A 13,636-nucleotide genomic window follows, 5' to 3' on the forward strand; every position below is an offset into this window, starting at 1 on the left:
CATATTGCCGCCGCCAAGGAAGCCAAAGGTGAGGGTGTTGAGCATGGGTGTCTCTTGCAGGGAGTGTTCTGGGAAGAAGTGATGCCGGCGTTCTAGCCGTGCGTAATGGGCGCTGCGGGCGTTGTCGCAGCAGAGGCTGTCTCGGCGGCCCCGGATGCAGGCGCTGCGGCATAGTCGCGCGCGCCGAAAATGGCGGTGCCGATGCGCACCAGGGTGGCGCCCTCGGCAATGGCGGCTTCCATGTCGGCAGACATGCCCATCGACAACGTGTCCACGTCCAGCCCGTCCGCGCGCAGGGCATCGAGCAGCGCGCGCAGCGCGGCGAAGGGCCGGCGCTGGGCCGCTACCTCGGCAACGGCTTCGGGAATCGCCATCAGGCCGCGCAGCCGCAGGCCGGGCAGTGCCGCCACGGCGCGCGCCAGCACCGGCACTTCGTCGGGCGTCACGCCGCTCTTGCTGGCTTCTCCGCTGATATTGACCTGCAGGCAAACTTGCAGCGGCGCCATGCCGGCGGGCCGCTGCGCCGACAGGCGCTCGGCGATGCGCAGGCGGTCGATGGCGTGGACCCAGTCGAAATGCTCGGCCACGGCACGTGTCTTGTTGCTTTGCAGGGGGCCGATGAAATGCCAGCACAACTCGCCGCGCAGGTCGGCAAGCCGGGCGATCTTGTCCAGGCCTTCCTGTACGTAGTTCTCGCCAAAGGCGCGCTGGCCCGCATCGAAGGCAGCCCGTACGTCGGCGGCGGGGAAGGTCTTGGAAACCGCCAGAAGCGCGACTTCACCGGCCGGTCGCCCGGCCTGTTGTGCGGCTGCCGCGATGCGCCGGTTGACGGCTTGCAAGTTGGCGGCGATTACAGACATAATCCGGCGAACATATCAAGAAGTACAACAAAGTACGACAATAATAGGGTGGGGTCATTATAGATGGACATCGCGCAGCTATTAGCTTTCGCCGTCAAGAACAAGGCGTCCGATCTCCATCTCTCGGCAGACATGCCGCCGATGGTGCGTATCCACGGCGACATGCGCCGCATCAACGTAGCGGCGATGGGCCACAAGGATGTCCACGCCCTCGTGTACGACATCATGAGCGACACCCAGCGCAAGCAGTATGAAGAGCGGCTGGAAATCGATTTCTCCTTCGAGATCTCCGGCCTCTCGCGCTTCCGGGTCAATGCATACAATACGCAGCGCGGGGCGGCCGCGGTGTTCCGGACCATTCCCTCCAAGGTTCTGACGCTGGAAGACCTGCGCGCGCCGGCGGTATTCGCCGACCTCTGCATGAAGCCGCGCGGCCTGGTGCTGGTGACCGGCCCGACCGGTTCAGGCAAGTCCACCACGCTGGCGGCGATGGTGGACCACCGCAACGATCACGACATGGGCCACATCCTCACCGTGGAAGACCCGATCGAGTTCGTGCACACGTCCAAGAAGAGCCTGATCAACCAGCGCGAGCTGGGGCCGCACACGCACTCCTTCGCCAACGCGCTGCGCTCCGCCTTGCGCGAGGATCCCGACGTGGTGCTGGTGGGCGAACTGCGCGACCTGGAAACCATCCGGCTGGCGCTGACCGCCGCGGAAACCGGCCACCTGGTATTTGCCACGCTGCATACCAGTTCGGCAGCCAAGACCATCGACCGGATCGTCGACGTGTTCCCGCCCGAAGAGAAAGACATGGTGCGCACCATGCTGTCGGAGTCGCTCGAAGCGGTGATCTCGCAAACGCTGCTCAAGACGCGTGACGGCAATGGCCGTACCGCGRCGCACGAGATCATGATCGCCACGCCGGCGATCCGCCATCTGATTCGCGAGAACAAGATCGCGCAGATGTACTCGATGATGCAGACCAGCAGTGGGCTTGGCATGCAGACGCTGGACCAGTGCCTGTCGGACCTGATCAAGCGCGGGCTGATCAGCTACAACGACGCACGCGCCACCGCCAAGAACCCCGATTCCTTCACGGGCTGAGGCGAGTCCGCCGCATCCAAACCAGGACAACGCCATGCTCGATCGAGAATCCGCCGCCAAGTACATCAACGACCTGCTTGTGCTGATGGTCGGCAACCGCGGCTCGGACCTGTTCATCACCGCGGATTTTCCGCCCGCGATCAAGGTCGACGGCAAGATCACGCCGGTGTCGCAGCAGCCGCTCAATCCCACCCAGGCGCTCGGGCTGGTGCGCTCGATCATGAATGAGCGCCAGGCGGGCGAGTTCGAGGGCAGCCGCGAGTGCAACTTTGCCATCTCCGCGTCCAATGCCGGGCGCTTCCGGGTCTCGGCCTTTATCCAGCAGGGCAAGGCGGGCATGGTGGTGCGTACCATCAATACGCGCATTCCCTCGGTGGAAGATCTTGACCTGCCGCAGGCGCTGCATGACATCGTGATGTCCAAGCGCGGCCTGGTGATCGTTACCGGTGCCACCGGCTCGGGCAAGTCGACTTCGTTGGCGGCCATGCTCGACCATCGCAACGCGCATTCCTACGGCCACATCATCACCATCGAGGACCCGATCGAATACGTGCACGCGCACCAGAACTGCATCGTCACGCAGCGCGAGGTCGGCATCGATACCGAGTCCTGGCACGTGGCCCTGAAGAACACCCTGCGCCAGGCACCCGACGTGATCCTGATCGGCGAAATCCGCGATCGCGAAACCATGGAATACGCGATGCAGTATGCGGAAACGGGCCACCTGTGCCTGGCCACGCTGCACGCCAACAACGCCAACCAGGCCATCGACCGTGTGGTCAATTTCTTCCCCGAGGAAAAGCGCCAGCAGTTGCTGATCGACCTGTCGCTCAACCTGAAGGCGATGGTGTCGCAGCGGCTGTTGCCGCGCAAGGGGCAGAAGGGCCGCGTGCCAGCGGTGGAAATCATGATCGGCACGCCGCTGGTGGCCGACCTGATCTTTAAGGGCGAGATCCACGCGTTGAAGGAAGTCATCAAGAAATCGCGCGAGCAGGGGATGGTCTCGTTCGACCAGGCGTTGTTCGACCTGTACGAGGCCGGCAAGATCAGCTACGAAGACGCGCTGCGCAACGCCGACTCGCTCAACGACCTGCGGCTGATGATCAAGCTGCACGGCACCATGGACCGCGAGACCGACCTCGGCGCCGGCACCGAACATCTGAATGTGATCTGATCTGCCGCCAGCGCGGCGCTTGCGGCTCTAGTACACTGTCCGCGCCGCCGGCACCCCGCCGCGCCATGAGAGGAGCCCGCCATGAGCAACGTCTACCAGTTCGAAGCCAGTTCCCTTGCCGGCCAGCCGGTACCGCTGTCGCAATTCAGCGGCAAGGTGCTGCTGATCGTGAATACCGCCAGCGAGTGCGGCTTCACGCCCCAATACGCCGGCCTGCAGGCACTGCAGGAGCAGTTCGCGCAAAGCGGCCTGGAAGTGCTGGGTTTTCCCTGCAACCAGTTCGGCAAGCAGGAGCCGGGCGACGCCGCGCAGATCGGCCAGTTCTGCGAGTCGCGCTTTCACGTCACCTTCCCGATGTTCGGCAAGATCGACGTCAATGGCGCCAACGCGCATCCGCTGTATCGCTGGCTGACTTCCGAGAAGCCGGGCGTGCTCGGCCTGGAAGCAATCAAGTGGAATTTCACCAAGTTCCTGCTGCGCCGCGATGGCACGGTGTTCAAGCGCTACGCGCCGACCACCAAGCCCGAGGACATCAAGGGCGACATCGAGAAGCTGCTGGCCGAGCCGGCCTAGTCCGCGGCGGCTAGCCGCTGGTCTGCTGCACTGCGCGCAGGAAGCCGTTGAGCGAGCGGTCCGGCGTTTCGTGGAAGCGTTCGTCCAGCATGACGATGCCGCGGCAGCGGTCCAGCCGGAAGCTGCGGTAGTCGGTGCGCGTGGTGCACCACGCGGCCAGCAGCCAGCTATTGCCCCAGAAGAACAGGCCCAGCGGCTGCACGATGCGGTCGGTAGCGCGCTGTTGCGCGTCGGTGTAGTCCAGGCGCAGCAGGCGCTGCGCGTTCATGGCGCCGTGCACCACGTCAAAGGCGTCGCGCACCTGCGGATGATTGACGAATTCCGGGGCGAACACGCGGCTTTGCTGCGCCGCATGACGCCGCGCCGGCGGCAGCGCCGCCACCAGTTTCTCCAGCGCGGGATCGGCCGCGGCGGCCAGCGCGCCGCCGCCCCAGGCCTTGAGCAGCCGCAGCCCGGCCACCAGCGCTTCGACTTCAATCGCGGTGAACATCAGCGGAGGGACGTCATAGTCGGCCCGCAACCGGTAGCCAATGCCCGCTTCGCCCTCGACCGGCACGCCCGACAGCGACAGTGCCTGGATATCCCGGTACACCGTGCGCTCGGACACCCCGAGCCGCTGCGCCAGCAGCGCCGCCGTGGTCAGGCGGCGCCCGCGTAGTACCTGGACAATCTGGAAAAGGCGGTCGGCACGGCGGCTCATCGAGGTTTCATCTTGGTTCTAAGCGGATATCGGCAAAACGGTCGCGGCCATCGCCTAGCCGGCCAGGGGCTGGTGCAGGCCCACGCGGTTGCCTTCGCTGTCGATGATATGCGCAATATGGCCGATATCGCCGGGCAGTTGCAGCGGGCCGAATACCGTCTTGCCGCCGGCGGCCTGCACGCGCGCCAGCAGTGCCGTGAGTTGCGCCGCGTGCAGGTAGGGCAGACAGCCATCGGCCGATGGCCGGAAGCCTTCGCCGGCCACCAGTGCGCCGCCAGGCTCATGGCTGGCAAAGACAGCCATGTCGATTTGCGCCATGGTCTCGCGCTTGAGGGTGGTTTCGAAGACCTGTTCGTAGAACCGGATCGCGCGCTGCATATCGGTGACGGGGATTTCAAGCCAGTTGATCAGTCCGCTCATGATGGTCTCTCTCGGGAGGTGTTGGAGGGATGGATCATGCGCGGGGGCTACTGACAACGTCCTGTCAGCAGGGATCAGCGCGGCATCCACGCCGCCAGCATCGGCACCATCACGGCGGTCAGCACGCCGTTCAGGCCCATGCCGAGCGCGGCGAACGCGCCGGCCTCCTGGTTGACCTGGAAGGCGCGCGCGGTGCCGATGCCGTGCGCCGCCACGCCGGTGGCGAAGCCGCGCACGGTGTAGTCGGAAATGCGCAACAGGTTGAGCAGCTTGGTGGCGCTGACCGCGCCGATGATGCCCGTACCCATCACCAGCACGGCGGTGAGCGAGGGCAGGCCGCCGATCTTCTCGGCCACGCCCATGGCGATGGGGATCGTGACCGACTTGGGCGCGAGCGAGCGCATCGTCTCGGGCGACGCGCCCAGCAGCCAGGCGATGCCCACGGCGGATACCACCGCCACCAGCGAGCCGGCCAGCAGTCCGCCCAGCAGCGRCAGCACGTGCCGGCGCAGCTTGGGCAGTTGCATGTAGAGCGGCACCGCCAGCGCGACGGTGGCCGGCCCGAGCAGGAAGTGGAYGAACTGCGCGCCGTCGAAATACGTCTTGTAAGGCGTGCCGGTCACCGTCAGCAGCGTGACCAGGATGGCTACCGCGATCATCACGGGATTGGCCAGCGGCGAAAAACGCGCGCGTTCGTAGACGCGGAAGGCGAATACATAGGCCAGCAGCGTGGCGGTCAGCCCCAGTAGCGGGCTGGCGGCCAGGTAGACCCAGATCTCGTTGAGGCGCGGCGTCATCATGCCTGTTCTCCCGGCGCCGCGGGTGCGGCGGCCTCGGGCGGCCTCGCCTTGCCCATCAGGGCACGCGCCACCAGCGCCGTGGTAGCGATCGCAAGCCACGTGGAGAGCACCAGCGCCACCACGATCGGCATCCATTCCCCGCCGATGCGATGCGCATGCACCATGATGCCCACGCCGGCCGGCACGAACAGCAGCGACAGGTGCTTGAGCAGTTCGGACGTGGTGCCCTGGATCACCGGCAGCAGCCGGTCGTCGAAGGTGAGCCAGCCGAACAGCAGGATCATGCCGATCACCGGGCCTGGCACGGGCAGGCTCAGGGCGTAGCTGAGCGCCTCCCCGACGGATTGGAAAACCAGGAGGATGGCAAAGGTTTGAAGCATGTGAGAGCGGGGCGCGGACAGCCGGGATTGGAGCCCTCGCATGGTAACTCGTAGTGGCCTCTTCTGGCAGCGGGTTTGCGCCCCTCTCCCGCTTGCGCGGGAAGGCGCGACGGCCAGCGCTGTGCCAGACGCCGTGGGCGCAGCCGGTCAGCTTCGTCCCAGGCTTCCGGCCACTTACCCCAACATCCGGTCCACCAGTTCGATCCAGTGCATCACCGGCGTTCCGGTGCCGCTTTGCAGATGCGTGATGCAGCCGATATTCGCCGAGACAATGGCCTGCGGCCCCGAAGCCTGCAGGTTGGCGAGTTTTTCATCCCGCAAGCGGTACGACAACTCCGGCTGCAGCACCGAATACGTGCCCGCAGAGCCGCAGCACAAGTGGCTGTCGGCGCAGAGCTTGACATCCACGCCCAGGCCGGTCAGCAACGTCTCCACCTTGCCGCGGATCTGCTGGCCGTGCTGTAGCGTGCAGGGCGGGTGGTAGGCGACCCGCTGGCCGTTGCCGCTCTTGCCCTCCCGTGCCTCGGTGGCGAGGGCTTGCAGTGTGTCGGAGAAATCCGGCAGCAACTCCGACAGATCCTTGGTCAGCGCCGAGATCTGGCGCGCGCGCTCCGCATAGCGCGCATCGTTGCGCAGCAGGTGCCCGTACTCCTTGACCATCACGCCGCAGCCCGACGCCGTCATCACGATGGCCTCGGCGCCCGCTTGCACCGCCGGCCACCAGGCGTCGATATTGCGCCGCATATTGTCGAGGCCGCCGTCGTGGTCGCCGGTGTGATAGCGCACCGCGCCGCAACAGCCGGCCTCGCGCGCCACGACAAGCTGCACGCCGAGGCGGTCGAACACGCGGGCCGTGGCGGCATTGATGTTGGGCGACATCGATGGCTGCACGCAACCGTCGAGCAACAGCATCTTGCGCGCATGCGTGTTGCGCGGCCAGGTGCCGGCATCCACCGGCTGCGGCACCTTGTTGCGCAGGGCCTGCGGCAGCAGCGGGCGAAAACGCTGGCCCAGGCGCATGGCCGGCCCGAACAGCGCGGGCCGGGTCATGCTCTCGCGCAGCGCCCAACGCGCGAACCGCTCGCGCGCGGGGCGCTGGATGCCTTGCGCTTCGAGACGGTCATCGACGACCTTGCGGCCGATGTCGACCAGCCTGCCGTACTTCACRCCCGAAGGGCAGGTCGATTCGCAGTTGCGGCAGGTCAGGCAGCGGTCCAGGTGCAGGCGYGTGCTTTCCGTSACGGGCTGGCCCTCGAGCAYCTGCTTCATCAGGTAGATRCGGCCGCGCGGSCCGTCCAGYTCRTCGCCGAGCAAYTGGTAGGTGGGRCAGGTSGCGGTGCAGAAGCCGCARTGCACGCAYTTGCCGACGATGGACTTGGCTTCTTCGCCWTCGGGCGTGTCGCGCAGGAATTCGGCCAGGGTGGTTTGCATGGTTCGGGGACTCTCTGGTGCCTTGGCTGGGGATCGGAAGGGCGTGACGCGTGGCTCAGAGGCCGGCGTACATGCGCTGCGGGTTGAAGATGCGGGCGGGGTCGAAGCTGGCCTTGAGGCGCTGGTGGATGGCGGCCAGCGGCGCCGAAAGCGGCGTGAACACGCCCACCGACTTGTCGCCGTTGCGGAACAGCGTGGCGTGGCCGCCGGCGGCCTTCGCGGCGGCGCGCACGATGGTGCCGTCGGCGGCGCTATCGGCGCCGCCCAGCCACCAGCGCTGGCCGCCGCCCCATTCGATCAGTTGCCCGCCGGGCAGCGCCAACGGCGCCGCGGTGGTGGGCACGGCAATGCGCCACAGGGCCCGGCCGGCTTGCACCGGGGCGAAGAAGGGATGGCCTTGCTCGCGCAGCGCGCGCCACAGCGCATCGGCTTCGCCGGGTTCCACGGCTTCGCCGCCAAGCCGCGCGCGGGCGGCACGCAGCGCCGCGGCCGCACCTGACAGGCGCAGGTGCAGCACGCCGTCGTGCCACGCCGAAGCGGCAATCGGCAGCGGCTGGCCGCCCCATTGGTTGAGACGGTCCAGCGCCTCGGCCTCGCCCAGCGCAAAGCGCAGCGTGGCGTCGTCGAATGGCATCGGCAGGACCTTGAGCGAGACTTCCAGGATCAGCCCCAGCGTGCCGAGCGATCCCGACATCAGGCGCGATACGTCGTAGCCGGCCACGTTCTTCATCACCTGGCCGCCGAAATTCAGGATGTCGCCGCGGCCGTCCATCACCTGCGTGCCCAGCACGAAATCGCGCAGCGCGCCGACCGCCTGCCGGCGCGGGCCGGACAGGCCCGCGGCCACCGCGCCGCCCAGGGTTGCCACGTCGCCGCCACTGGCGCCCGTGCTGAAATGCGGTGGCTCGAACGCCAGCATCTGGCGCCGCTCCGCCAGCGCCGCCTCGATCTCCGCCAGCGGCGTGCCGCAGCGCGCGGTGATGACCAGTTCGGGCGGGTCGTAATCGACGATGCCGCTATAGGCGCGCGTGTCGAGCACTTCCCCCTGCAATTGCTGCCCGTAGAAGTCCTTGCTGCCGCCGCCCCGCAGGCGCAGCGGCGCGCGCGTGTCGGTGGCGTGCCGGATGGCGTCGCGAAATGCGGTGAGGGTGGCTTGCAGGTCGGCTGGCATGGTGGCTGGCTGAGGTTGGCGTGAATGAGATCAGGCGGAGGAAGACGGGCGGTCCGGCGGCGCGCCGGGCGCGATCTGCGCGTGCTCGCTCTCGTTCTGGTAATGCGGCAATGCACTGCCGCAGTGCTTGCAGTAGACGGCGTCGGGATCGTGCCCTTCAGTCAGGCAATGGTTGCAGGTGCGCGTTGTCAGCGGCCGCTTCATGATGCTCGCGGCCAGCTCCGCGCCGACGATGCCGGTCGGGAAGGCGATGATGCCGTAGCCCAGCAGGATGGTCAGCGAGGTGATGAACTGGCCCAGCGGGGTCTTGGGCACCATGTCGCCGAAACCCGTGGTGGTCAGCGTCACCACCGCCCAGTACATGCTCACTGGGATGCTGGTGAAGCCGTGCTGCGGGCCTTCCACCACGTACATCACCGTACCAAGGATCACGGTGATGATGAACACGGTGCCGAGGAAGACGAAGATCTTGCGCCGGCTGTTGGCCAGCGCGCGATACAGGATCTGCGCTTCTTCGAAGTACACCGTCAGCTTGAGAATCCGGAACACGCGCAGCAGCCGCAGCAGGCGCACGTCGATCAGGAAGGCCAGCTCCGGCACGAAGAAGGCGAGCCAGGTCGGGATGATCGACAGGAAGTCGACCACGCCGAAGAAGCTGAACACATAGCGCAAGGGACGCCGCACCACCAGGATGCGCATCACATACTCGGCGGTGAACAGCAGCGTGAACAGCCATTCCAGCACGGTGAATATCCGGCCCAGCCGCAGGCTGATCGCCGGCAGGCTGTCGAACACGACGATCAGCACGCTGGCGACGATGGCTACCAGCAGGGTGATATCAAACAGGCGGCCGTAGCGCGTGTCAGCTTCGAAAATGATGGTGTACCAGCGCTCGCGCCAGCCCGATTCGGGCTTGCCCAGGCGCTGGCGGGTCTGCGCGCTGCTGTGGGCGCGCTGCGTGGCGTTTTGACCTGGCATGTTCAGAAGCGTGGCAGTTCGGGGTGCGGCAGCAGCCCGCGTTTCACATGCATGCGGCCGTACTCGGCGCAGCGCGCCAGCGTGGGGATGGCCTTGTCGGGATTGAGCAGCCGTGCCGGGTCGAAGGCGGCCTTGACGCCGAAGAACAGCTCGCGCTCTTCCGGCGAGAACTGCACGCACATGGAGTTGAGTTTCTCCACGCCCACGCCATGCTCGCCGGTGACGGTGCCGCCCAGTTCCACGCAGCTCTCCAGGATGTCGGAGCCGAACAGCTCGGCGCGGTGCCATTCGTCCTGGTCGGCGCCATCGAAGAGGATCAGCGGATGCATATTGCCGTCGCCGGCATGGAACACGTTCATGCAGCGCAGGCCGTACTTGCGCTCCATCTCCTCGATGCGCTTGAGCAGCGTGCCGATATGCTTGCGCGGGATGGTGCCGTCCATGCAGTAGTAATCCGGCGAGATGCGCCCGGCCGCGGGGAAGGCGTTCTTGCGCCCGCTCCAGAAGCGCAGCCGCTCGGCCTCGCTCTGCGACACCTGGATGCGGCTGGCGCCGGAGGCGCGCAGCACCTCGCTCATGCGTTCCACTTCCTCGGCCACTTCTTCCGGCGTACCATCGGATTCGCACAACAGGATGGCGGCCGCATCGAGGTCATAGCCGGCGCGCACGAATTCCTCGACCGCGGCGGTAGCGGGCTTGTCCATCATTTCCAGCCCGGCGGGGATGATGCCGGCGCCGATCACGTCGGCCACCGCATTGCCGCCCTTGGCCACGTCATCGAAGCTGGCCATGATCACCTGTGCCAGCTGCGGCTTGGGGATCAGCTTGACGGTCACTTCGGTCACCACCGCCAGCATGCCTTCGGAGCCGATCACGGCGGCCAGCAGGTCCAGCCCCGGCGCGTCGGGCGCTTCGGAGCCGAATTCCACCACTTCGCCCTCCATCGTCACGGCGCGCACGCGCAGCACGTTGTGTACCGTCAGGCCGTACTTGAGGCAATGCACGCCGCCCGAGTTCTCGCTGACGTTGCCGCCGATGGTGCAGGCAATCTGGGACGAGGGGTCGGGCGCGTAGTACAGGTTGTACTGCGCGGCGGCCTCGGAGATAGCGAGATTGCGCACGCCGGGCTGGACCACCGCCGTGCGCGAGCGTGCATCCACGGTGACGATGCGCTTGAACTTGGCCAGCGACAGCACCAGGCCGGTGGCGATCGGCATGGCCCCGCCCGAAAGGCTGGTGCCGGCGCCGCGCGGCACCACCGGCACCTGCAGCGAGTGGCACAGGCGCAGGATCGCGCAGACCTGTTCCTCGTTATCGGGCAGTGCCACGGCCAGCGGGATCTGGCGGTAGGCCGCCAGGCCGTCGCACTCGTAGGGCACGGTGTCTTCGGGCTTCCACAACAGGGCCGCATCGGGCAGGATTTTCGCCAGGCCTTCGAGCAGCGCGTTGCGGCGCGCGTCGTCGGCGACCAGAGAGACTTCGTGCGGGGCGTTCATGGCAACTCCTGTAATGGCCGCGGGCGTCCGCCATGGCAGGGCGCAAGCGGGTGGGGAGCAAGGACTATAGCGCAGCCTGGTGGCTGCGAAACCTCATGGCGACGTGAATTCCGCATGGCAGGCCGATCAAAATCGCTCATGACGGCGTTGGGCCGGAGCGTGCCATGCGGGGCGTGGCGCGGCGGCCGGGCCAGTTCAAATCCAGCTTAGCACCGGCGCGATGCAAGGCGGTAATGGGGCTCTTTTTTCTCGGCGCGCCATCAGCGCGGCGCCAGCATGTGCACCATTTCCAGATTGTCGTGATAATCCGGTGCCACATAGAGCGCCTGGGGCTCGACGCCGTAGCGCCGGAAGCCCATCGATTCGTAGAGCGCGATCGCGGGCGCGTTGGCGGCGGTGACGCTCAGCGTGACCTGGCGCAGGTCCGGCATGGCGGCGGCAACGGCCAGTGCCTGCGCCATCAGCTGCCGGCCAAGGCGCCGGCCGCGATAGGCCGGCGCCACATACATGCCCCAGACAAAGGCCTTGTGGCGCTGCTTGACCTTGTCCTCGCGCATGACGCCGACCACGCCGGCCAGCGCGGCGGCCCCATCGCCGTGCTCGAAGGCGCCGATCACGGCCTTTCCGGGCGTCGCCGCCAGCCGGCCGGCGATGGTGGCCAGTGGCAATTCGCGCTCATCCTCAAAGCTGGAGCCGAAGGCGGCGGGCGCCTCCAGCAGGCCTTCCAGGCGCAACGCCTGGAAAGCTCCGGCATCGGCGGGGGTAAGCAGGCGGATCTGCGTGGGCATCATGCGGTCTCCTGTTCGGCAATCCCGGGCTGTTTCCTGGCACGTCTGTCCCCGACCGCTTTCACGGCCCATTGGGTCGCGGCGGTCGCGAGGATGGCTGTGGCAAAGGCGATGGCGATGGTGCTTCGCGGCAACAGCACGGCCAGGGTGAAGCAAAAGGCGACAAGGGAAAACAATCCGCCGGCCATCGACGTCAGCAACGCGACAACAAAGTCCGGGCCGGCCGCCCGGTGCGAGAATACCGAGAGCACGATGCCAAGGACTGGAAAGAGCGCCAGCAGTCCGCTCCACGTGGATCCGATCGATGCGGACAAGGTCGTCACCGCGAGCGTAAGGCCGGCGCCGGCCAGCATGCGGACCAGCAGACCTGTGCGCGATATGCCCGCAGCGCGGGCGGCGGCACCCGGCGGCGGGAAGAGGGATGGGCAAATGAACAGCGTGGCCAGCGCCAGCGCCAGCGCCAGCGCAGCGAACGGTGAGAAGGGCCGCCAGCCAAGCAGTGCCACGGCGGCCAGCCAGGCAGCCAGCGCCGCCGCCAGCGCCAGCGGCCAGCCGTGCCGGCGGCAACTCCAGGCATAGGCGAGGCTGAACGCAACCGAGGCGAATACCGCGCAAAGGGCGCTGGTGGCCGCCGCAGCGGCGAAAGGCGCACCGCGTTCCAGCGCCAGCAGGAAAAGAATCGGGCCAACCACCACGGGCAGGCCGGCCAGCCAGCCGGCCACGGCCGGTCCCCAGCGCTTGCCCGCCACGGAGATGCAGGCGATGAAGGCGGGCACCAGCAGCAACTTCAGGGCGAGCATGGGCGAGGATCCTCTTTCATCCGGGTTTCTGTCTTATTTGGTTTCTGTTGCAGTTCGGGCGCTACCAGTCCAGGCCCAGCAGCCAGTCGACGAAGTACCTAGCCTCCGGCTTGAGCGGCGCCTGTTCGCGCTCGACGATGTAGTAGCCGTGCGGCGACACCGACTCGATATCCAGCAGCCGCACCATCTGGCCCAGCGAAAGCCAGTGCCGGGCCATGCGCTGGCGCACCAGGGCCACGCCCTGGTTGGAAGCGATGGCCTCCAGCATCAGGCCGATATCGTTGAACTGCGGGCCGGTCTGCGGCTCGGGCCAGTCCAGTCCGGCGGTTTCGAACCAGGGCTTCCACGGCTCCAGCGGGCTGCGCAGCAGCACCAGGTTGTGCAGGTGCTCGGGCCTGGTGATGGCGCGGCCATCGATGCGCTCGTAGTACTCGCGCCCGCACGCCGGGAACACAGGCTCGACCAGCAGCTTGGTGGTTTTCAGGTCGGGATAGCGTCCGGTGCCATAGCGGATTTCCACATCGGTGTCTTCCGCCTTCACGTCGAGGAACGGAATGGCCAGGTGCAACTCAGTGTCGATATGCGGATACAGCGCCGTGAACTCGGGCAGGCGCGGCACCAGGTGCTGGCGGCCGAAGGTGGGCGGGATCGCCACGCGCAGCCGGGTGCGCTGCTTGTTGTACTCCGGCCGGGCCAGTTCGTTGAGCGACTTGAGGGCGTCCTGCACATTGCGCAGGTAGCGCGTGCCCGACGCGGTCAGCCGCAGCGCGGCATTGGAGCGCACGAACAGATCCTCGGCCCACAATTCCTCGAGGTTCTTGATCCGGTGCGATACCGCGCTGGGTGTGACCGACAGCTCCTCGGCCGCGCGCGCGAAGCTGCCCAGCCGGGCGGCGGCCTCGAACGCGATCAGCAGGTGCAGCGGCGGAACGCGGTTGAACACGGAAGCCATGCCGCG

At 66.9% G+C, this 13,636-nt stretch carries 15 protein-coding genes; 3 read left to right on the forward strand and 12 right to left on the reverse strand.

Annotated elements, in window-relative coordinates:
- Positions 1–92: 92 nt before the first annotated feature.
- Positions 93–860, reverse strand: a complete 768-nt coding sequence (locus AC1DKD_RS00580; protein WP_477102526.1) for a YggS family pyridoxal phosphate-dependent enzyme — start codon at positions 858–860, stop codon at positions 93–95.
- 63 nt (positions 861–923) lie between these two features.
- On the opposite strand from AC1DKD_RS00580, the gene AC1DKD_RS00585 reads away from it, so the two are divergent.
- The 3 genes from AC1DKD_RS00585 to AC1DKD_RS00595 all read left to right on the forward strand — a co-directional run bounded on the left by AC1DKD_RS00585 (position 924) and on the right by AC1DKD_RS00595 (position 3,714).
- Positions 924–1,967, forward strand: coding sequence for a type IV pilus twitching motility protein PilT (locus tag AC1DKD_RS00585; RefSeq protein ID WP_477142821.1), 1,044 nt, complete (start codon positions 924–926; stop codon positions 1,965–1,967).
- 34 nt (positions 1,968–2,001) lie between these two features.
- Positions 2,002–3,141 (forward strand): PilT/PilU family type 4a pilus ATPase, encoded by a 1,140-nt coding sequence (locus tag AC1DKD_RS00590; RefSeq protein WP_441626295.1) that lies wholly within the window; start codon positions 2,002–2,004, stop codon positions 3,139–3,141.
- An 81-nt stretch (positions 3,142–3,222) separates the two neighbouring features.
- The gene (locus AC1DKD_RS00595; RefSeq protein ID WP_477102527.1) at positions 3,223–3,714 is read left to right on the forward strand and encodes a glutathione peroxidase; all 492 of its coding nucleotides are present in this window, start codon (positions 3,223–3,225) and stop codon (positions 3,712–3,714) included.
- A 10-nt stretch (positions 3,715–3,724) separates the two neighbouring features.
- Here AC1DKD_RS00595 and AC1DKD_RS00600 read toward each other — a convergent pair whose 3' ends face one another.
- The 11 genes from AC1DKD_RS00600 to AC1DKD_RS00650 form a co-directional block, all read right to left on the reverse strand.
- Positions 3,725–4,414: a helix-turn-helix transcriptional regulator gene (locus tag AC1DKD_RS00600; protein ID WP_045237600.1), complete on the reverse strand. Its 690-nt coding sequence runs from the start codon at positions 4,412–4,414 to the stop codon at positions 3,725–3,727.
- Between the two features lie 54 nt (positions 4,415–4,468).
- Complete coding sequence (locus AC1DKD_RS00605; RefSeq protein WP_441626299.1) at positions 4,469–4,834, reverse strand: VOC family protein; 366 nt, start codon at positions 4,832–4,834, stop codon at positions 4,469–4,471.
- 74 nt (positions 4,835–4,908) lie between these two features.
- Positions 4,909–5,634 carry an LrgB family protein gene (locus tag AC1DKD_RS00610; protein WP_477142822.1) on the reverse strand — a complete coding sequence of 242 codons (726 nt, stop codon included), beginning with the start codon at positions 5,632–5,634 and terminating at the stop codon, positions 4,909–4,911.
- Positions 5,631–6,014, reverse strand: a complete 384-nt coding sequence (locus AC1DKD_RS00615) for a CidA/LrgA family protein (protein WP_035867463.1) — start codon at positions 6,012–6,014, stop codon at positions 5,631–5,633. The genes AC1DKD_RS00610 and AC1DKD_RS00615 overlap by 4 nt, the downstream gene beginning before the upstream one ends.
- A 174-nt stretch (positions 6,015–6,188) precedes the next feature.
- Positions 6,189–7,445 (reverse strand): glycolate oxidase subunit GlcF, encoded by a 1,257-nt coding sequence (glcF, locus tag AC1DKD_RS00620; RefSeq protein WP_477142823.1) that lies wholly within the window; start codon positions 7,443–7,445, stop codon positions 6,189–6,191.
- 55 nt (positions 7,446–7,500) lie between these two features.
- The gene (glcE, locus tag AC1DKD_RS00625) at positions 7,501–8,616 is read right to left on the reverse strand and encodes a glycolate oxidase subunit GlcE (RefSeq protein ID WP_441626304.1); all 1,116 of its coding nucleotides are present in this window, start codon (positions 8,614–8,616) and stop codon (positions 7,501–7,503) included.
- 30 nt (positions 8,617–8,646) lie between these two features.
- On the reverse strand, positions 8,647–9,594 hold the full coding sequence (locus AC1DKD_RS00630; RefSeq protein ID WP_441626306.1) for an ion transporter: 948 nt from the start codon (positions 9,592–9,594) through the stop codon (positions 8,647–8,649).
- A gap of 2 nt (positions 9,595–9,596) precedes the next feature.
- Positions 9,597–11,090: an FAD-linked oxidase C-terminal domain-containing protein gene (locus AC1DKD_RS00635; protein ID WP_035867456.1), complete on the reverse strand. Its 1,494-nt coding sequence runs from the start codon at positions 11,088–11,090 to the stop codon at positions 9,597–9,599.
- Between the two features lie 260 nt (positions 11,091–11,350).
- On the reverse strand, positions 11,351–11,881 hold the full coding sequence (locus tag AC1DKD_RS00640; RefSeq protein ID WP_441626308.1) for a GNAT family N-acetyltransferase: 531 nt from the start codon (positions 11,879–11,881) through the stop codon (positions 11,351–11,353).
- On the reverse strand, positions 11,878–12,678 hold the full coding sequence (locus tag AC1DKD_RS00645) for a hypothetical protein (RefSeq protein ID WP_441626310.1): 801 nt from the start codon (positions 12,676–12,678) through the stop codon (positions 11,878–11,880). Before AC1DKD_RS00645 ends, AC1DKD_RS00640 begins: the two co-directional genes overlap by 4 nt.
- Before the next feature lie 61 nt (positions 12,679–12,739).
- Positions 12,740–13,630, reverse strand: a complete 891-nt coding sequence (locus tag AC1DKD_RS00650) for a LysR substrate-binding domain-containing protein (RefSeq protein ID WP_045237607.1) — start codon at positions 13,628–13,630, stop codon at positions 12,740–12,742.
- Positions 13,631–13,636: the final 6 nt, after the last annotated feature.

The sequence above is a fragment of the Cupriavidus sp. 05T313 genome, from assembly GCF_056396665.1.